The following is an 18995-nucleotide window of genomic DNA, read 5'->3' as shown; positions in this document are numbered from 1 at the left end:
TAGAAAGAGAGTGTAGTCTTATGTATCCAAAAACACAAGCCTTAATTTCTGAGTTTATTCAGGAAGAAATATTTCCAGGAGCAAGTTTTGCTTTTATAAACCCAATAGAAAAAAATAGTTATCGAACTGGAAATGTAGCTGTTTATCCTGTGAAAGAACAAATTAGAGACAATCAACTTTATGATTTAGCTTCAGTGACCAAGGTGTTGATGACAACAACGCTAATTTTACAATTATGGGAAGCTGGAAAATTAAACTTAACAGATAGCGTCTCTTTGTATTTGCCAGCCTTTAGTGAACCAAGTGTAACAATTCAACATTTATTAACTCATACCTCTGCCTTAAATGGGTTTATTGAAAATCGAGATCAGTTAACAGCGGGAGAATTAAAAGAGGCTATGTTACATCTATCCATTGGTCCTGATTTTGGAAAGAAAGTTGTTTATACAGATACAAGTATGATTTTATTAGGTTTTATTGTTGAAGAATGTACAAAAAAAAATTTAGCTTTAGTATTTCAAGAAAGAGTTTCGGGGCCATTAAAATTGAACAATACGGTTTTTGAGCCTATAGATCCCCTAAGCTGTGCTCCGACCGAGAACCATCTAACTCGTGGAATAATTCGAGGTGTTGTTCATGATCCTAAAGCTTTTACTCTTCGTCCTAACTGTGGGAGTGCAGGACTTTTTTCAACTATTGAAGATGTTAGTCGCTTTAGCCAAATGCTATTAAATGACGGAGAATTAGATGGAGTCAGATTACTAAAAAAAGAGACCGTCGAGAAATTAAAGCAAGATTGGACTCCAACAGGTAACTTGAATCGTTCATTGGGCTGGGATTTCCTTAGCTCAGGTGATAAAAGTCATCCTAAACGTTATTTATTTCATAGTGGTTTTACAGGAACATTTATCTTTTTGGATATGATCAAAAAAGAAGGTTTTGTTTTTTTATCTAACCGATTGCATTTGCAAAATGATACTCCGCACTATTTGAAACGTAGAAACGAGTTATTAGATGTCTATATTCGAGAGCTAGAAGAAGGACAAACTAATTAAAAATAAGACAAATTATAGTTTTTTTGTTTTTTTGCGTGAATCGCTTTCAGATATGGTAAAATAGATAGCGTGTTAGAGGAAAGCTGAACATGCGAATTTTAATGAAGGCAATGAGCTTTTGATAGAATTAGGTGACTCAACAAACTTTTTATCAGGCTAGTTCTTATGAGTCAACTCCTCGATAAAAAGATGAAAATTCGAGGTGGCAAAAAGCGCCACATCAATTTTCCCTATTTTCTTGCCGGAGCTACCCGACTCAACAAACTTTTTATTTAGGAGGAAAACAATGACTGAACCGTTATTTTTAGAAGCAGTTTTACAAGAAAAAATCTGGGGTGGAACAAAATTAAAGGATGTTTTTGGCTACGCAATACCAAGTGATAAGGTGGGGGAATGTTGGGCAATTAGTGCTCATCCTAATGGTCCTAGCGTAGTTAAAAATGGTCCTTTAAAAGGTCTGACATTGGCTGAGGTCTGGGAACAGCATCGTGAAGTTTTTGGAAATGTTACAGGTGATGTATTTCCTCTTTTAACTAAAATTTTAGATGCTGCCGATGATTTGTCTGTTCAAGTGCATCCCGATGATGCTTATGGACTAGCTCATGAGGGAGAATTAGGTAAAACGGAATGTTGGTATGTGATTGAAGCTGATGAAGGTGCTGAGATTATTTATGGTCATCATGCGAAAACAAAAGCAGAATTGGAAACAATGATTCGTGAGGGTCAGTGGGATCATTTATTACGTCGTATTAAAGTCAATAAAGGCGACTTTTTCCATGTACCAAGTGGAACGATTCATGCAATTGGTGCTGGTATTATGATTTTAGAAACTCAGCAAAGTAGTGATACAACCTACCGAGTTTATGATTATGATCGTAAAGATGATAGTGGTCAACCTCGTGAACTTCATATTCAACAATCTGTTGATGTTACAACAGTACCACATATTGATCCAGTACTACATGTTGAAACAATCAATAAAGGCAATGTGGAGATTACAACATATGTTGAAACGGATTTCTTTGATGTGTATCAATGGGATATTAAAGGTAGAGCTGAATTTATGGCGACGGCTCCGTATACTTTGGTAAGTGTTTTAGAAGGCAATGGTTTTCTAAATCTAGCTGATGGCGCAAGTTATGAAATTAATAAAGGAACTCATTTTATTTTGCCAAATGATATTAAAGCTTGGGAAATTGATGGTCATTTACAAATTATTGCATCAACTCCAGGTAAAGCGAATCGCTAAATTAAATTAACTAATAAATAGCTGAAAATCAAGAGGCAAGTGTCTTAGATTTTTAGCTATTTTTAATTTGGAAAAACTGATTATTAAGAAAAAAAATCGTTTTATAACTTGTTTTATTAAGAAAGGATGTTCTTAAAGTTCAGATAATTGCGTTAAGCTATGTCTGAGGTGAAGGAATTGATAAAAAATAAGAAACGAATTCTGTATGTGTTAGCTATATTAGTCGCAATTATTAGTTTGAGTTTTTATTTACTAGGTATATATGGAAAACAATTAAATCAAGGAAGTAAAACCAAAATAGGAGAAACCAGTGAACTTTTAGTTGACCTTAATAATCAAAAAGTTTTATATCAAAAAAATCCAAATAAAGCTAGACCTTTAGCTAGTTTAACTAAGTTAATGACGATTTATTTAACGTATGAAGCGCTAGAAAATAATCAGTTAAATTCATCAGAGGAATTGGAATTGCCTTACTTAAACGATAGCCAGGCTGTTAGCTTACGAAGTATAACAGCTGATGAAAAGAGTCAATGGTCAGTCGCTGACTTAATGGCTGCTGCAATGGTTATGTCAGCTAACGATGCAGCAGAGGCCTTAGGAAATCGTTTGGGAGGAGGAAATGAATTCATTCAACAAATGAACCAAAAAGCCCAAGAGTTAAAACTTTCAAAGAAAACTAATTTTACTAGTGCTAGCGGTCTGCCGACTGAAAAAGGAGAATCCCTGGCAACAGCAAAAGATTTGGCTATTTTAGCAGAAGCGCTAGTGACAGATTATCCACAGGTTTTAGAGCAGACTCGCGCGGCAAGTTGGACTTTAAGTACAGGAGGAATAATTGATTCAACGAATGGTTTGCTAACTAGCAACCAGCATGATTTTGAAGTTGATGGTCTTAAAACAGGCTATACAGAAGATGCAGGCTACTGTTATATAGGAACGGCCAGTAAAGGTGAGCAACGCTTACTAGTCATTGTCTTAGGCACCAATAATTCTGAAGAACGATTTTTAAAAGCGGATAAATTGCTACAAAAATACTTTGATTAATTCTGAAATAAAAAGCCAGACATTGAATTTACTCAATGTCTGGTTTTTTGTTAATTTTTTTGTTTTTTTCGATCCATTGCTGCATATAACAAACGATCAGCTAAAATCGTATTTTTTACAAGTAAAGGACCATGGAAGTATGAACAGTAGGTTTGTTTATAGATAGCACCCTCTGTTTTATCTTCACCATTATTGCCTTTTCCTTGTTGAACAATCCCTAAAGGTTTTTCGCCTTTACCTAAAAAGGTCATGCCATTATGGTTTTCAAATCCAACATAAGTTTCGCCAAACTCTTCATTCTTAATAATGATATCGCCAATAAAGCGACTGTTATCTTGGCTTAGTGTATAGTGATCTAGGGCGCCGATTCCATCAATTTTATTGCCACTAGCGTCCATATAATAGTGACCTAACAATTGGTAACCACCACAAATTGCTAAAGTAACTCCACCAGCTTCAATATACTCAGTTAAAGCTGCTTTTTTTGATTGAATATCACGAGAGACAATTAGTTGCTCGTAATCTTGACCTCCACCGAAGAAGACAAGATCGTATTTTTTCGGATCAAAATCATCCTTCAAACTAATAATTTCAGTATTTAAATGAATGCCCATTTGTTTGGCACGATGATTTAACATTAATAAGTTGCCATTATCACCATATGTGTTTAATAAATTACCATAAAGATGGCAAACTGCTAATTCTTCCATCGTTACATTCCCTCCTTAACGTAGCCTGCAGCTGCTAACTCTTTACGCAGTTGTAGGACGGCGGTATAAGTTGCCAACACGTATATATGCTCAGTTGGAGCTTTTTCAAAGCTTTTAATGACATCACTTAAATTAGGCAAAACTTGTAATTCATCTTTTGGTACACCCGCTACTTCCAAACGCGTAGCGATATCGTTGACGCGTTCACCACTAACTGTAAATTGTTTAATATCCATTTCCATTATTTTTTCATAATTTGCATCCCAAATCCAACTAACATCAATTCCATCAGCATAATTTGCATTTAAAATAGAAACAAGTGAAAAAGGTCTTGGATCTAAAGCAATCATTTCTAAAATTTGGTTCAATCCAACTGGGTTTTTGACTAAATTAATAGTAATTTCTTTTTTGCCAATTTTAATTACCTCTTGGCGTCCAAATACTTTTTCAGCTAAATTAAAACCAGCTCTAATTTCAGCAGGGGAAACATCAAATAGGCGTCCAATTGAATAGGCCGATAGTGCATTATAAACATTATATAACCCTCCAACATTAATTTGAAAAGCTTCGCCATCAATTTCAAATTTAGAACTTTGGTGATCCATTTTCAGCATTTTTGTTAAGCGATAAGTTAACTCAGGTCGTTTGAAATCGCAATTAGGACAGTAATATTTCCCTAAATTACTATACGTAATAAATTTATAATGAAGAATATTTTGACAGTGTGGGCATAAAATTCCATCAGTATTATAATGGGCCATCAATTCTCCATCAGGTTGGTCGTCAAAGCCAAAGTAAATACGTTCATTAACAGTGTCTAATGAATTAAAAATAGGGGCATCACCATTGCTAATAATTTTAGCAGTTGGTGCTAAAGCTGCGCCATCGACCATCATTTGATAGATCGTATAAATTTCTCCGAAACGATCCATTTGGTCTCGGAAAACATTTGTAAAAAGAATCGCTTTAGGTTTAATATACTTAGTCACATGAACTAAACTAGCTTCATCAACTTCTAGTACAGCAATTTTTTTCTGATCCTTTTGATTCGCTGAATCATGCATTAAAAAGGTTGAAATAATCCCTTGTTGCATATTTGCACCAGTTGGATTTGTAATAATGTTTGGATATTTTTGCTTTAAAACTTGAAAGGTTAGTGCTGTTGTTAAAGTCTTTCCGTTTGTCCCAGTAACAATAACAACTTCATAATCTTTAGCTAAGGCCCCCAAAACATTAGGATCTATTTTTTGAGTAATCATACCAGGCAAACTGCTGCCACCTTTAAAAAAAGTATGAAGCCACCATCTTGTCGTTTTACCAACCATAATTGCAAATGAACTACGTATACTCACACTGTCTACCTCCAAATTAAATTCAAATAGAATACTATAATCTAAAAAATTGTCTCTCACATCATAGCATAAATTTTTTGAAAATTAATTAAAAAAGGTTAACTAAATGCTAAATTTAACTAAAAATCAAAAATTAGTGTCGGTTAATCTTAAAAATTTCTTTTTGTGTGGAAAAAATAGAAAAAAACAACCATTGTTTTTGAAGTAAAATAGATAGGGTTATATAGAATAGCATTTTGTTAGTGGTTGAAATAGAGCTACATAAAAAATATGTACCAAATAAGTATTTTAAAAATTAGGGTAATTATAGAAGGAGCCAAAATAAATTGGAAGCAATAAATATTCAAATAAAAGTATTTAGCCAGGAAAAAATTAAAGTAAACGCGGAAGATAAAAATGTTTATTTTTATAAAAATAATTTTTTACCAGAAGTAATTTTAGAATTAGCACCAGAAGTGAAAAATAAAAGTTTTTTTGGAAAAAGTAAGTTAGGTCGTAATTCTGAATGGGTATCAAGTATAAATGATTTAGTGAAACAAATAGTCATTGAATGTCATCCATTACCCAATAAATTGTCATTAATGAAAGTCTTAGATGATTACAGCCGAACATTTAATGAAGAAAATCCTGAATTAATTGTCTATCAAATATTTTTAAAGGAAGAAGTCGATAAAGTAGTCTTAGTTTTAAACTTTGTGACTCGCTTTATTTATCAAGATGGAGAGTTTTTAGACAGTGGTATTCGGAAAGCGTTGATGCAACAAAATGTGGATCAAAAAGGGAATATATTAATCAATTGGAAGAACAGTGAAATAAAAAAAATTACAAAAAAACTGCTACAACTTCAAGAATTAAGTGAGATGACTATCCCTGTTGTAGATCAAGAAAGTTCCATAAAATTAGCTGAAACGGTTGTTAATATTGATCAAGAAATACGTCAATTAGCGGATTCTTTACCAAGTGTTTCGAAATTAGAAGAAAGAGTGAATACTTGTCAATCTGAAGTGGATCAAGTCAGTGAGCAATTAACCAATGCTAAAGATAAAAAAATAAAATTAGATAAGCAATCTAAAGAGATTGCTAGTTTTTTGAGTAGTCTAGAGCAACAAGTCGAATTATTAAAGGTAAAAATGGAGCAGCTCTTACCAAATATGGAACTTCAAAATGAAAAAAGTAATCAAGTGAAACAACAAGAAGAGCAAAATGAACTGCAAGAATTAAGGGAGAAAATAACAAAGTTGGAAAAAGCAAATGAAGAAGTTGACCAATTAGTTACAGACTCTATTGCAAGGATAGCGAAACAGACACAAATAGAATCGCCATTGAAAAAAGAGCTTGTAGAAATGAATAAGCGTTTGATAGGGATAACTGAAAATGAAACGACATTAAAGCAACAAGTCAAAAAATTAAACTTAGTCATTTCACAACAAAATCAAAAACATGAAGCAGAGCGCCAACGTTTAGAAGGGACAATTCGTCAATTAGAGTTAGCTAAATTGGATAATACTAAAAAAATAAGCAACGAAATGGTTGATGAGAGTCCATCAAAAGAACTAAATTTATTAACTATCAAAGTTAATGAAAATAATGAATCTAAAGCAGTACAAGAAAAAACAGAATTAGGACATGGAAACAATGACATAGTGGAATTTGTGAATACAAATGAGGGACAGTTAGTTGAGAATGAAAGCCTAGAAACAGAACTAAATTTACTGGAAAAGCAGTCAAAAAAAACTTCCAATTGGCTTAAAACAAAAAAAATGGAAGCAGCTGAATTTAACGAACAATTTCGTAAAGTTCAGTACTTGGAACATGCTTGGATGATTAATAGGGACCTATCAAAAAAAATAAACCAAGAAAATCAAGATTTTGACGAAAACCAAGAACAAGAAATGATTGAAGAAAAGCTAAAAAATGAAATTAATCAAGTTGAGATTGAGAACTTTATTTTAAATGGTGAGGCAGCTAATCTTCGAGAACGAGTTACCTTTAAAAATAATCGACCATTTGCGAAAGATCGTGTGATTTTAAGTAATGCTGATTATGAGTTATTAGAAAAAAAAGCGAGACAGTATGAATTAATAGATTACATGAATAAACAAATGACGGTAAAAGCTAGAGAGCAAGCTTAAAAGACTTAAAGGAGAGGCATGTGTTCACATGTCTCTTCTTCGAGTATCATTTAAAGTTGAGCCTAACAATAGTCCAAAATTCAGATAAGTTTTAACTTAGCCCTATTTTAAAGACAGAAAAGGCTAGATAAATCGTATTTTAGTAAAAAATAGGTGAAAAGTTCTGTATTTTAAAGTATAATTCTAGTTGGATTCCTATAGAAAGAAAAGGTGAATTTCAGCATGGCACAACTTTTTTTTAAGTATGGCGCAATGAATAGTGGTAAAACAATTGAAATCTTAAAAGTTGCTCATAACTATGAAGAGCAAAATAAACCTGTTGTCATTATGACTAGCGGGATTGATGATCGAGATGAAGTTGGCTTTGTTTCTAGTCGTATCGGATTACGGCGTGAAGCGGTACCTGTATTTGATGAAACCAATATTTATCATATAATTGACGAAATGGCCATTAAGCCAGCGTGTATTTTAATTGATGAATCACAATTTTTAACAAAAGAACATGTCTATCAGTTGGCACATATTGTAGACGATTTAGATATTCCAGTGATGGCATTTGGCTTGAAAAATGATTTCAGAAATGAATTATTTGAAGGTTCACATTATTTATTGATTTATGCAGATAAAATTGAAGAAATGAAAACCATTTGTTGGTACTGTCATAAAAAAGCGATTATGAATATGCGCTTAGTAGACGGTCAACCTGTTTATACCGGAGAACAAATTCAGATTGGTGGAAATGAGTCTTATTTGCCTGTTTGTCGTAAACACTACCATCATCCTCCACATCATTAGCTTTTTTGCTATGGAGTATTGGACAGGAAGGTAACTAAAAAAACAAAGGAGTGAATAAGCTAAATGTATGATAAATTACAAGGCGTTGAAGGCCGATATGAAGAATTAGGAGAGCTACTTAGCGATCCGGAAGTTATTAGTGATACGAAGCGTTTAATGGCTTTGACGAAAGAAGAGGCTAATTTAAGAGAGACGGTTAGTGTCTATCGTCGGTATAAAGTTGTTGTAGATGATATTGCCGATACGGAAGAAATGCTAGGGGAAAATTTAGATTCTGATATGGCAGAAATGGCTAAAGAAGAACTTTCAGCATTGAAAAAAGAAAAAGAAGCGCTTGAAGAAACAATTAAAATCTTGCTTCTTCCTAAGGATGAAAATGATGATAAGAATATCATTATGGAAATTCGGGGAGCTGCTGGTGGCGATGAGGCAGCTTTATTTGCTGGCGATTTATTTGGTATGTATCAGAAATATGCAGAAGGCCAAGGCTGGAAGACTGAAGTATTAGAAGCAAATATTACTGGGATTGGTGGTTATAAAGAAATTATCTTTATGATTACTGGGAATAATGTTTTCTCAAAACTAAAATACGAAAGTGGCGCTCACCGTGTTCAACGCGTTCCGTCAACTGAATCACAAGGACGTATCCACACTTCAACTGCAACAGTTGTTGTAATGCCAGAAGCAGAAGAAGTTGAAATTAACATTGCAGATAAAGATATTCGTACGGATATCTATCATGCCAGTGGAGCTGGTGGACAGCACGTTAATAAGACTGCATCTGCTGTTCGTTTAACCCATTTACCAACTGGAATTGCTGTTGCGATGCAAGATGAACGTTCTCAAATTAAAAATAGAGAGAAAGCAATGAAAATTTTACGCGCGCGTGTCTATGATCAAATTCGCAATGAAGCTCAAAGTGAGTACGATGCAAACCGTAAATCAGCTATCGGGACTGGTGATCGTTCTGAACGCATTAGAACGTATAACTTTCCGCAAAACCGCGTGACGGATCACCGAATTGGTTTAACCATCCAAAAGTTAGATCAGATTTTAGCTGGTAAATTAGATGAGATTGTCGATGCATTAATCGTATACGATCAAACCGAAAAATTGGAGCAAATGAAAAATGGCAACTAATTCATCTTATAAGGAAGTCCTTAACTGGGCTTCCTCTTTTTTAGAGAGTCATGGACTAGAAGGATATGCAGCTGAACGTTTTTTATTAGAGCGGATGGAGTGGACGAAAACAGATTTAATCCTAAATTTAGCTACTGAAATCCCGGAAAAGGTCAAAGAACAATTGGAATCAGATGTAATCGAACATAGTAAAGGAAAACCTGTGCAACACATTTTAGGCTACGAATGGTTTTATGATCGCCCATTTAAAGTTACGGCAGATACCTTAATTCCGCGTCCTGAAACAGAGGAAATTGTAGCAAAATTTTTGACGAGAAATGGGCAGAAACAAGATGGTTTGACTGTGTTAGATGTTGGTACAGGAACTGGGGCAATTGCGATTACAGTAAAAAAAGAACGTCCGATGGATCTAGTGACAGCTATCGATATTTCATCAGAAGCTTTGAGTGTTGCCAAGGAAAATGCACTAAAATTAGATGCAGATATTCGTTTTTTAGAAGGGGATCTATCTGCACCTGTTAGTCATGAGAAATTTGATGTAGTGCTATCAAATCCACCTTATATTTCTGAAGCAGAGCGTCCATTAGTTGATGATATCGTCTTTTTCAATGAACCCCATCTAGCTTTATTTGCTAAACATGACGGCTTGTTTATCTACGAACGATTAGCTAAAGAGTTACCATATTTAATGAAACCAGCCGGTCAAATTATTTTGGAAATTGGTTTTCAACAGGGAATAGCTGTAAAAAAACTATTTACGACGGCCTTTCCATTCGCTAAAGTTACAGTAGAAAAAGATATGTCTGGCTTAGACAGAATGATATACGTTCAGTTACCTTAATGAAGAAATAAAGCTAGCTCTGGTTAGCTGGCTAAGATTTTAAGAAAGAAGGAACATGTAATGGAAACAAGCTTTTTTAAAGAAAACAATTTATCTGAGGCGGCGAAACTCATTCAAGCTGGAGAGCTAGTGGCTTTCCCCACAGAAACAGTCTATGGCTTAGGTGCAGATGCGTTGAATGAAGAGGCTGTAAAAAAAGTTTACGCGGCAAAGGGGCGCCCTAGTGACAATCCTTTAATTGTTCATATTGCCAGACGTGAAGAGCTTGAATCTCTAGTTGCTGAAATTCCAGCTATTGCAGAACCATTAATCAAAAAATTCTGGCCGGGGCCATTAACCTTAATCTTTAAGGCGAAACCAGGTGTTTTTTCAACAAGTGTTACTGCTGGCTTAGAGAGTGTCGCCATTCGTATGCCGGATAACAGTTTGACATTAAAGCTAATTCAATTGGCGGAGAGACCTTTAGTTGGACCAAGTGCGAATACATCAGGCCGCCCAAGCCCGACTTCAGCTGAACATGTGTATCATGACTTAGAAGGCAAAATTGCGGGAATTATTGATGGAGGTGCAACTGGCATTGGATTAGAGTCAACGGTTTTAGACCTGACTTCCCCCGAGAATCCACTTATATTAAGACCTGGAGCAATTACTCAACAAGACTTAAAAGAAGTACTTGGTAAAGATGTTACGTACGATCACCATTTAATTGGAAAAGAGGAAGCACCTAAAGCACCTGGGATGAAGTACACACATTATGCACCAGAAGAGCCTGTTATTCTAGTTAAAGGCACTGACTATAATCTTTGGCGAAAAGCAATAACTCATTACTTGGAGCAAGGTGAAACCATCGGAATTTTAGCAAATGAAGAAATTATTTCGAAAGTTAAGTCTGAAGTTGAAGATGTTTTTTCTTTAGGGTTAAAAGCGAACATTAATGAGGCTTCTCATTCTTTATATGCGGGTTTACGTTTTTTTGAAAATACAAAAGTAACATTGATTTTAGCAGAAGCTTATGAAATCAATGATAACACACGAGCATATATGAATAGATTAGAAAAATCTGCTGGTGGAAAATATTTTTAACGAACTTTCTAAGCAAAAAGGAAGAAATTTAGTTGAAATAATGCTATACTAAATTCATTAAATGGAGAATGGAGTGTTGAATTTGACTTTTAAAGATTTTGATCCAGAATTATGGGCAGCAATTGACCAAGAAAAAGAGCGCCAGGAGCACAATATTGAATTAATTGCTTCAGAAAACTTTGTATCTAAAGCAGTACGTGAAGCACAAGGCAGTATCCTAACAAACAAATATGCAGAAGGGTACCCTGGAAAAAGATATTACGGTGGCTGTGAATACATAGATATCGTTGAGAATCTTGCTATTGATCGGGTTAAAGAGTTATTCGGAGCAGAATATGCCAACGTTCAACCACATTCAGGTTCACAAGCCAACATGGCTGCTTTTAATGCTTTAATTGAACCAGGTGATACTGTTCTCGGAATGGACTTAACACATGGTGGTCATTTAACTCATGGTTCACCAGTGAATTTTAGTGGGAAAACATATAACTTTATTGCTTATGGTGTTGATCCAACAACAGAGAAGATTGATTATGATGAAGTTCGTCGCATTGCGATTGAAGGTCAACCTAAATTAATTATTGCTGGAGCTAGTGCATATTCACGCGCAATTGATTTTGCTAAATTTAAAGAAATTGCCGATGAAGTTGGTGCCTACTTCTTAGTAGATATGGCTCACATTGCTGGTTTAGTAGCTGCAGGAGCACATCAAAATCCAGTTTTATATGCAGACATTGTAACATCAACGACTCATAAAACATTACGTGGTCCTCGTGGAGGGTTAATTTTAGCGAAAGAAAAATATGGAAAAGCATTAAATAGTGCTATTTTCCCTGGAATCCAAGGTGGTCCATTAGAGCATGTCATTGCTGGAAAAGCTGTGGCTTTTAAAGAAGCAATGACACCAGAATTTAAAACCTATTCTGAACAAGTCATAAAAAATGCACAAGCAATGCAATCAGTTTTCAATGAGTCTGTCGGTCATTTGATTAGCGAAGGAACAGACAACCATTTACTTCTATTAGATGTAACAAATTTTGGTTTAAATGGTAAAGAAGCAGAAGCTATTTTAGATAGCGTTGGGATTACAGTTAATAAAAATACAATTCCATTTGAAAAACTTAGCCCATTTAAAACGAGTGGTATTCGAATTGGTACTCCAGCGATTACAACTCGAGGATTTAAAGAAGAAGATGCAGAAGAAGTTGCTAGACTAATTGTTGCAGCGTTAACAGCCAAAGATGATGCTGAACAGTTGAAATCAATTAGCAAAGAAGTTCGTGCTTTAACAATTAAACATCCACTTTATGATGAAAATGACTAATCAGTTATTTTGATTATATAAATAAAACGCAGCAAAAACTGAAGGAATAGTCCTTCTAGTTTTTGCTGTATTTTTATTTGTCTTGTTTGAACGACATAAGTATAGAAGTCTGGGTAGGTTTAGCAACGAAAAAAATCATTTGTCAGCATTTTATTAGCACGCTTCATGAGAAAAAAATTAAATAGAGAAATGGATTCTGATACTATAACTAGTTATAGTTATACCTCTATTCATCTAAATTGGTTTATTTTAAAAAAAATCAAGTAATCACTAGCCATTTGTTCTATTTTCCTTTACAATGGAATTGTTTAGGAAAAATTTTATAGAAAATGAGGGCTGAAATAATGGGTAAATTTCAAGTATTAGATCATCCGTTAATCCAACACAAATTAACAATGATTCGCGAGTCAAAATGTGGGACAAAGGTTTTTAGAGAAGTTGTTAATGAAATCGCTATGTTGATGGCTTATGAAGTCTCAAGAGACATGCCACTAGAAGATGTTGAGATTGAAACGCCTTTAGTTAAAACAGTACAAAAACAATTATCTGGGAAAAAAGTAGCAATTGTTCCAATCTTGAGAGCAGGTTTAGGAATGGTTGATGGAATGTTAGAAATGATTCCAGCTGCTAAAGTTGGACACATCGGGTTGTACCGTGATCATGAATCACTAGAACCAGTTGAATATTTTGTTAAATTACCAAGTGATATTCAAGAACGTCAAATGTTTGTTGTTGATCCAATGTTAGCAACAGGTGGTTCGGCAATTATGGCGATTGACGCTTTAAAACGCCGTGGCGCAACAACAATTAAATTTGTTTGTTTAGTAGCAGCTCCAGAAGGAGTTCAAGCATTGCAAGATGCTCACCCTGATGTAGATATTTATGTTGCAGCACTTGATGAAAAATTAGATGAAAATGGCTATATCGTTCCAGGTCTTGGCGATGCAGGAGACCGTTTATTCGGAACTAAATAAGTAAAAAAGTATTTTCCTATTGAAATAGGAAAATACTTTTTTTGTTTATTTTTTAAAGCGCTTTAAATTTTAAAAGCATTTCTTTATGAAAAAATTATGAAAAACAGTTAAATGTGAAAAAAAAAATTAGTGGCTTTTTCTTCAGTTAAGCGGGGATTTTGCCATTATATAAAGCGATGATTGCCATTAATTATCGATATGTAAACCCTATTTTATAGTCTTTTTTTGAAAAATAGAACTGTTTTTCAAAAAGCTTTTGTATTTTTGAATAAATGGTGGTATGATATCAAATGTTAAAGAGTGAGCTTGAAAAAAATAATGTTTTGATAAGATTCAGTTTATCTTTCTTCGGATATCTAAAAAGGTGATTTAGATAGGAAATGCTAGGTCATTTGTGTTAGAATATAAAGGTATCAACGAATGGATTCGAAAGATTAAATAAGTAATGTCATCATTTTGTTCTTTCAGATCACTCAGTTTAATTTTACCTGACTTCGTTGAATGAAAGTTCAATTTTAGAAAAGAGGTGAAAGTTGTGGATCATGAAGCTCCAATAATTCATTTATTTGGCCTAGCGTTTAATGTAGCTAATATGATTACGGTTGTAGCAGCATGCTTAATTGTCTTTTTAGTCACTTTTTTCTGTACTAGAAAGTTACAAATTAAACCAACAGGCGGTCAAAACTTTATTGAATGGGTTGTTGATTTTGTGCGGACCATTATTTCTGGACCAATGTCTTGGAAAGAAGGCCAACAGTTTCATTTATTAGGTTTTACATTATTATTATTTGTGTTTGTATCTAATATGATGGGATTGCCACTGGTTATTACAATCGGAGGAAAAGGGTACTGGAAGAGTCCAACTGCGGACCCAGTAGTGTGTTTAGCTTTAGCATTAATGGTTATTTTACTTACTCATTATTTTGGAGTACGTGAACAAGGGTTTAAAAACTATTTTATGAATAGCTATATTAGACCAGTTTCGTTTTTATTGCCAATTAAATTATTAGAAGAATTTACAAATGCTTTAACGTTAGCTTTACGTTTGTATGGTAACGTTTATGCAGGGGAAATTTTGCTAGGTTTGATTGCAAGTTTAGGACTTAGTCACGGACCATGGACCTGGATCGTAGGTCTCCCATTGGAAATGGTTTGGCAAGGATTCTCAATCTTTATCGGAAGTATTCAAGCTTTTGTATTTACCACATTAACGATGGTATACATGGCGCACAAAGTACAGGTAGAACACTAAAAGAACTTGTACAAAAATGATTTAAAAGTAATTATTATCAAGGAGGAAATTTATTATGAACGGAATGGGTTTAATCGGAGCAGCAATCGCAGTAGCAGGCGCAGCAATCGGAGCATCATTAGGAAATGGGAAAGTTATTTCAAAAACAATTGAGTCAGTGGCACGTCAACCTGAGCTACAAAGCAGACTACAAATGATGATGTTTATCGGAGTAGGTTTGATTGAAGCTGTTCCAATTATGGCTGTAGTAATTGCCTTTATTTTAGTGTTTAAATAATAAAATTTTGGCAGAGATTGCCTCTGCCTTTTTGCTTAGGTAAATGAAGTTTAAAAGTGATTTAGAAGGAGTGTCGGAAATGTACGGTTTAGTATTAGGAGAATCCACCAGTGCTGGAGATACAATTTTTGTCTTAGTGTCCTTCTTATTGCTATTGTTAGTTCTAAAGAAATTTGCTTGGAAACCTTTGATGAATATTATGGAAGATCGTGAAAAGCAAATTGCAAAAAATATCGACAGTGCAGAAAATTCTCGGATTGAGGCCAATCGTTTAGCCGTTGAAAGTAAAGATAGTCTTGAAGCGACAAGAATCGAAGCGTCAGCTATTATTGCGAAAGCTCGTGAAAATGGTGAAAATATTCAGGATGAGATGCTAGTAAAAGCGAAAGCAGAAGCTGAGCGTATCATAGTAGATGCTAAAAAAGATATTGAATTAGAAAAACAAAAAGCAATTGAGAGTGTCAAAAATGATGTCAGTCATTTATCAATTGACATTGCCACTAAACTGATTGGAAAAGAATTAACAAGTGAGGATCATGCCGCTTTAATCGATAAGTATATTGAAGGGTTGGCTGATGACGAATGAAATTAGACAAACATACAGTAGCTAGTCGTTATGCAAAAGCATATTACAAGTTAGCCGAAGAACATGATACCGTTGAAGAAGCCTTTGACAACATGATGGATATTCGTCAAATATTTGCTGATAACCCAGGTCTTGGCTTGGTGTTGTCAGATGCTCGCTTAACATTAAATCAAAAACGTCCAATCGTTGAAAATTTAATGAAAAACTTTCCAGAACTGATGCAAAATTTTGTTCAAATGATTTTTGATTATGATCGTATGAATGATATGGAATTAATTGTTGATGAATTTGAAAAACTTTATGATTACAAAAATCGGACGATTCTAGCGAAAGTAACGACAGCAGTTCCTTTAACAGACGTACAAAAAGAACGTTTGGCTGTTTCTTTTGCTAAAAAAATGGACGGTAAAAAAGTCATGTTTGAAGAAGTAGTTGATTCAGCTATTTTAGGTGGCGTGATTATTGAAGCAGAACATCAAATCTTCGATGGTAGTATTCGTTTGAATTTAGAAACATTGAAAAAACAAATCATGAAATAAATTGAAATGGTTGAAGAGGTGAAGGTGTAATGGGCATTAAAGCTGAAGAAATCAGTGCTCTAATTAAGCAACAAGTAGAAGGGTACCGTAACGAGCTACTCATCGATGAAGTTGGAACTGTAACTTATATCGGAGACGGGATTGCTCGTGCATACGGACTAGAAAATGCCATGTCGGGAGAGTTATTAGAATTTTCTAATGGTGTTTTTGGAATGGCTCAAAATTTAGAATCAAATGATGTAGGTATTATTATTTTAGGACCTTTCGAAGAAATTCGTGAAGGCGATAAAGTGAGAAGAACTGGTCGTATTATGGAAGTTCCTGTTGGGGAAGCCTTAATTGGTCGAGTAGTAAACTCACTTGGACAACCAGTTGATGGTTTAGGCGAAATCGTAACAACTAAAACACGTCCAGTTGAAACTTTAGCACCAGGCGTTATGCAACGTCAATCAGTAGGAGAACCTTTACAAACAGGCTTAAAAGCTATTGATGCATTGGTACCAATTGGTCGAGGTCAACGCGAACTTGTTATTGGAGATCGTAAAACCGGTAAAACAAGTATTGCCATTGATACAATTATCAATCAAAAAGATCAAGATATGATTTGTATTTATGTTGCAATTGGACAAAAAGAATCAACTGTACGAAATCAAGTTGAAACCCTAAAACGTTATGGCGCAATGGATTATACTATTGTTGTTACAGCGAGTGCCTCTCAACCGGCCCCAATGTTATTTATTGCACCGTATGCGGGAACGGCTATGGGTGAGGAATTTATGTACAATGGCAAACATGTCTTGATTGTCTTCGATGATTTATCAAAACAAGCAGCTGCTTATCGTGAAATATCCTTATTACTTCGTCGTCCGCCAGGTCGTGAAGCGTACCCAGGAGATGTTTTCTATTTGCACTCACGTTTATTAGAACGTGCTGCTAAATTGAACCAAGAATTAGGTGGCGGTTCTATGACTGCTTTGCCATTTGTTGAAACACAAGCTGGGGACATCTCAGCATATATTCCAACAAATGTCATCTCTATCACTGATGGTCAAATCTTCTTAGAGAGTGATTTATTTTATGGCGGAACTAGACCAGCTGTGGCTGCAGGATTATCTGTATCACGGGTTGGTGGTGCAGCACAAATTAAAGCCATGAAAAAAGTTGCTGGAACTTTACGTTTAGATTTAGCTAGTTTCCGTGAATTAGAAGCCTTTACGCAATTTGGTTCAGATTTAGATGCAGCAACACAAGCTAAATTAAATCGTGGTCGTAGAACAGTTGAAATCTTAAAACAAGATTTACATTCGCCATTACCAGTTGCGAAACAAGTTATGATTTTATATGCTCTTACACATGGTTTCTTAGATAGTGTTCCAGTTGATGAAATTTTAAGATTTGAAGGAGAATTCTTTGATTATTTAGATAGCCAAAGACCAGAAATTTTAAAAACCATTGTTGAGACGAAAGATTTACCAGATTCTGAAGAGTTAGATGCAGCAATAACTAATTTCAAAGAAATGTTTATTCCTGTGAAATCATCAATCTAGCATAAATAGAGAAACAAACTAAAGGCGGTGAGCTGAATGGGTGGCTCTTTAATTGATATTAAAAAAAGAATTGCTTCAACCAAAAAAACAAGTCAAATTACTAGTGCCATGCAAATGGTTGCTGGGGCAAAATTAGGAAAAGCCGAAGCGACAGCTAAGAATTTCCAAATTTACGCATCAAAAGTTAGAGGAGTAGTAACGCATATTGCGGCTACTCAACTAGCTTTAATAGAAGATGGGAATTTGATAGGTACAAATTCACCATCTAACGTTGATTTTCACGATATGCTAATTGAAAGACCGGTTAAAAAAACGGGCTATATTGTCATTAGTTCTGATAAGGGATTGGCAGGTAATTACAATAGTTCAGTGATTAAATCGACCGTTGATATGATTACCCGTGACCATAAATCATCCGATGAGTATGTATTTATGGCTGTTGGTTCGTCAGCTGCTAACTTTTTTAAAAGTCGAGGCATGAATTTAGCCTATGAACTACGAGGAATTAGTGACCAACCTTCATTTGAAGAAATTCGTGAAATTGCTAGAACGGCAACAGAAATGTATAAAAATGAAGTTTTTGATGAGCTATACGTTTGCTATAATCACCATGTTAACTCACTTTCATTCCAATATCGGGCTGAAAAAATGTTGCCTTTAAGTGATTTAGATGCAAGTGAATCAGTTGACTATGAAGTTGAGTATCTATTTGAACCTTCGAAAGAAGCTATTCTAGATATTTTATTACCACAGTATGCTGAAAGCTTAATTTATGGAGCTATTTTAGATGCTAAAGCAGCAGAATTTGCAGCTAGAATGAGTGCTATGAAAAGTGCAACAGATAATGCTCACTCAATTATTGATGATTTAACAATCCACTATAATCGAGCACGTCAAGCTGCAATTACGCAAGAAATCACTGAAATTGTCGGTGGTGCTTCAGCACTTGAATAACCTATTAATCTTGAATAGTTTATTCAGGCTAGTTTTTATGAGTCAGCCTCTCGGAAAAAGATGGAATTTCGAGGTGACAAAAAACGTCACATCAAATTCCGCTATTTTTCTGCCGAGCCTGAACAAGCTCAACAAACTTTT

The 18995-nt window shown here is 34.8% G+C and carries 18 protein-coding genes; 16 read left to right on the top strand and 2 right to left on the bottom strand.

Translation table 11 applies throughout. From position 1 onward, the window contains the following. Positions 1-20 precede the first annotated feature (20 nt). The 3 genes from MHI00_RS13100 (at position 21) to MHI00_RS13090 (ending at position 3348) form a co-directional block, all read left to right on the top strand. The gene (locus MHI00_RS13100) at positions 21-1055 is read left to right on the top strand and encodes a serine hydrolase domain-containing protein (RefSeq protein ID WP_341114152.1); all 1035 of its coding nucleotides are present in this window, start codon (positions 21-23) and stop codon (positions 1053-1055) included. 286 nt (positions 1056-1341) lie between these two features. After that, entirely contained in the window at positions 1342-2304 is a 963-nt protein-coding gene (manA, locus tag MHI00_RS13095; protein ID WP_010054297.1) for a mannose-6-phosphate isomerase, class I, read from the top strand. 177 nt (positions 2305-2481) lie between these two features. Beyond that, positions 2482-3348: a D-alanyl-D-alanine carboxypeptidase family protein gene (locus MHI00_RS13090; protein ID WP_341114150.1), complete on the top strand. Its 867-nt coding sequence runs from the start codon at positions 2482-2484 to the stop codon at positions 3346-3348. Between the two features lie 50 nt (positions 3349-3398). On the opposite strand, the gene MHI00_RS13085 is transcribed toward MHI00_RS13090, so the two are convergent. Beyond that, a complete protein-coding gene (locus MHI00_RS13085) occupies positions 3399-4058 on the bottom strand; it encodes a type 1 glutamine amidotransferase (protein ID WP_341114148.1) in 660 nt (219 codons plus the stop codon). Between the two features lie 2 nt (positions 4059-4060). Further along, on the bottom strand, positions 4061-5410 hold the full coding sequence (locus MHI00_RS13080; RefSeq protein ID WP_229252276.1) for a Mur ligase family protein: 1350 nt from the start codon (positions 5408-5410) through the stop codon (positions 4061-4063). Between the two features lie 326 nt (positions 5411-5736). Between MHI00_RS13080 and MHI00_RS13075 the strand changes: the two genes are divergently transcribed. The 13 genes from MHI00_RS13075 (at position 5737) to MHI00_RS13015 (ending at position 18854) form a co-directional block, all read left to right on the top strand. After that, on the top strand, positions 5737-7542 hold the full coding sequence (locus tag MHI00_RS13075; protein ID WP_229252277.1) for a hypothetical protein: 1806 nt from the start codon (positions 5737-5739) through the stop codon (positions 7540-7542). A 222-nt stretch (positions 7543-7764) separates the two neighbouring features. Next, entirely contained in the window at positions 7765-8337 is a 573-nt protein-coding gene (locus tag MHI00_RS13070; RefSeq protein ID WP_010054304.1) for a thymidine kinase, read from the top strand. 63 nt (positions 8338-8400) lie between these two features. After that, a complete protein-coding gene (gene prfA, locus MHI00_RS13065; RefSeq protein ID WP_010054305.1) occupies positions 8401-9477 on the top strand; it encodes a peptide chain release factor 1 in 1077 nt (358 codons plus the stop codon). Further along, on the top strand, positions 9467-10318 hold the full coding sequence (prmC, locus tag MHI00_RS13060) for a peptide chain release factor N(5)-glutamine methyltransferase (protein WP_341114144.1): 852 nt from the start codon (positions 9467-9469) through the stop codon (positions 10316-10318). The genes prfA and prmC overlap by 11 nt, the downstream gene beginning before the upstream one ends. Positions 10319-10378: 60 nt before the next feature. Continuing rightward, positions 10379-11401 (top strand): L-threonylcarbamoyladenylate synthase, encoded by a 1023-nt coding sequence (locus tag MHI00_RS13055; RefSeq protein ID WP_341114141.1) that lies wholly within the window; start codon positions 10379-10381, stop codon positions 11399-11401. 82 nt (positions 11402-11483) lie between these two features. Further along, positions 11484-12725, top strand: a complete 1242-nt coding sequence (glyA, locus tag MHI00_RS13050) for a serine hydroxymethyltransferase (protein ID WP_272959743.1) — start codon at positions 11484-11486, stop codon at positions 12723-12725. 344 nt (positions 12726-13069) lie between these two features. After that, on the top strand, positions 13070-13699 hold the full coding sequence (gene upp, locus MHI00_RS13045) for a uracil phosphoribosyltransferase (RefSeq protein WP_015075690.1): 630 nt from the start codon (positions 13070-13072) through the stop codon (positions 13697-13699). A 535-nt stretch (positions 13700-14234) separates the two neighbouring features. Further along, positions 14235-14951 (top strand): F0F1 ATP synthase subunit A, encoded by a 717-nt coding sequence (gene atpB, locus MHI00_RS13040; protein ID WP_010054311.1) that lies wholly within the window; start codon positions 14235-14237, stop codon positions 14949-14951. Between the two features lie 64 nt (positions 14952-15015). Then, positions 15016-15228, top strand: a complete 213-nt coding sequence (gene atpE, locus MHI00_RS13035) for a F0F1 ATP synthase subunit C (RefSeq protein ID WP_010054312.1) — start codon at positions 15016-15018, stop codon at positions 15226-15228. A gap of 79 nt (positions 15229-15307) precedes the next feature. Beyond that, positions 15308-15814 carry a F0F1 ATP synthase subunit B gene (gene atpF / locus MHI00_RS13030; RefSeq protein ID WP_010054317.1) on the top strand — a complete coding sequence of 169 codons (507 nt, stop codon included), beginning with the start codon at positions 15308-15310 and terminating at the stop codon, positions 15812-15814. Further along, positions 15811-16353 carry an ATP synthase F1 subunit delta gene (atpH, locus tag MHI00_RS13025; protein WP_010054319.1) on the top strand — a complete coding sequence of 181 codons (543 nt, stop codon included), beginning with the start codon at positions 15811-15813 and terminating at the stop codon, positions 16351-16353. The genes atpF and atpH overlap by 4 nt, the downstream gene beginning before the upstream one ends. Before the next feature lie 29 nt (positions 16354-16382). After that, positions 16383-17900: a F0F1 ATP synthase subunit alpha gene (gene atpA, locus MHI00_RS13020; protein ID WP_010054320.1), complete on the top strand. Its 1518-nt coding sequence runs from the start codon at positions 16383-16385 to the stop codon at positions 17898-17900. Between the two features lie 36 nt (positions 17901-17936). Beyond that, on the top strand, positions 17937-18854 hold the full coding sequence (locus tag MHI00_RS13015) for a F0F1 ATP synthase subunit gamma (RefSeq protein ID WP_010054323.1): 918 nt from the start codon (positions 17937-17939) through the stop codon (positions 18852-18854). The last annotated feature ends 141 nt before the right edge of the window (positions 18855-18995 follow it).

This window comes from Carnobacterium sp. FSL E2-0243 (genome assembly GCF_038003605.1).
GTDB classification, from domain to species: domain Bacteria; phylum Bacillota; class Bacilli; order Lactobacillales; family Carnobacteriaceae; genus Carnobacterium; species Carnobacterium maltaromaticum.
Note: the sequence above shows the minus strand (reverse complement) of the source record. Positions and strands in the feature narration are given on the sequence as shown.

Bases quoted from the DNA above. Each gene is read 5' to 3' on its own strand.
- MHI00_RS13100 (WP_341114152.1), top strand. From the start codon at position 21: ATGTATCCAAAAACACAAGCCTTAATTTCTGAGTTTATTCAGGAAGAA.
- manA (WP_010054297.1), top strand. From the start codon at position 1,342: ATGACTGAACCGTTATTTTTAGAAGCAGTTTTACAAGAAAAAATCTGG.
- MHI00_RS13085 (WP_341114148.1), bottom strand. From the start codon at position 4,058: ATGGAAGAATTAGCAGTTTGCCATCTTTATGGTAATTTATTAAACACA.
- MHI00_RS13070 (WP_010054304.1), top strand. From the start codon at position 7,765: ATGGCACAACTTTTTTTTAAGTATGGCGCAATGAATAGTGGTAAAACA.
- prfA (WP_010054305.1), top strand. From the start codon at position 8,401: ATGTATGATAAATTACAAGGCGTTGAAGGCCGATATGAAGAATTAGGA.
- prmC (WP_341114144.1), top strand. From the start codon at position 9,467: ATGGCAACTAATTCATCTTATAAGGAAGTCCTTAACTGGGCTTCCTCT.
- MHI00_RS13055 (WP_341114141.1), top strand. From the start codon at position 10,379: ATGGAAACAAGCTTTTTTAAAGAAAACAATTTATCTGAGGCGGCGAAA.
- upp (WP_015075690.1), top strand. From the start codon at position 13,070: ATGGGTAAATTTCAAGTATTAGATCATCCGTTAATCCAACACAAATTA.
- atpE (WP_010054312.1), top strand. From the start codon at position 15,016: ATGGGTTTAATCGGAGCAGCAATCGCAGTAGCAGGCGCAGCAATCGGA.
- atpF (WP_010054317.1), top strand. From the start codon at position 15,308: ATGTACGGTTTAGTATTAGGAGAATCCACCAGTGCTGGAGATACAATT.
- atpH (WP_010054319.1), top strand. From the start codon at position 15,811: ATGAAATTAGACAAACATACAGTAGCTAGTCGTTATGCAAAAGCATAT.
- atpA (WP_010054320.1), top strand. From the start codon at position 16,383: ATGGGCATTAAAGCTGAAGAAATCAGTGCTCTAATTAAGCAACAAGTA.
- MHI00_RS13015 (WP_010054323.1), top strand. From the start codon at position 17,937: ATGGGTGGCTCTTTAATTGATATTAAAAAAAGAATTGCTTCAACCAAA.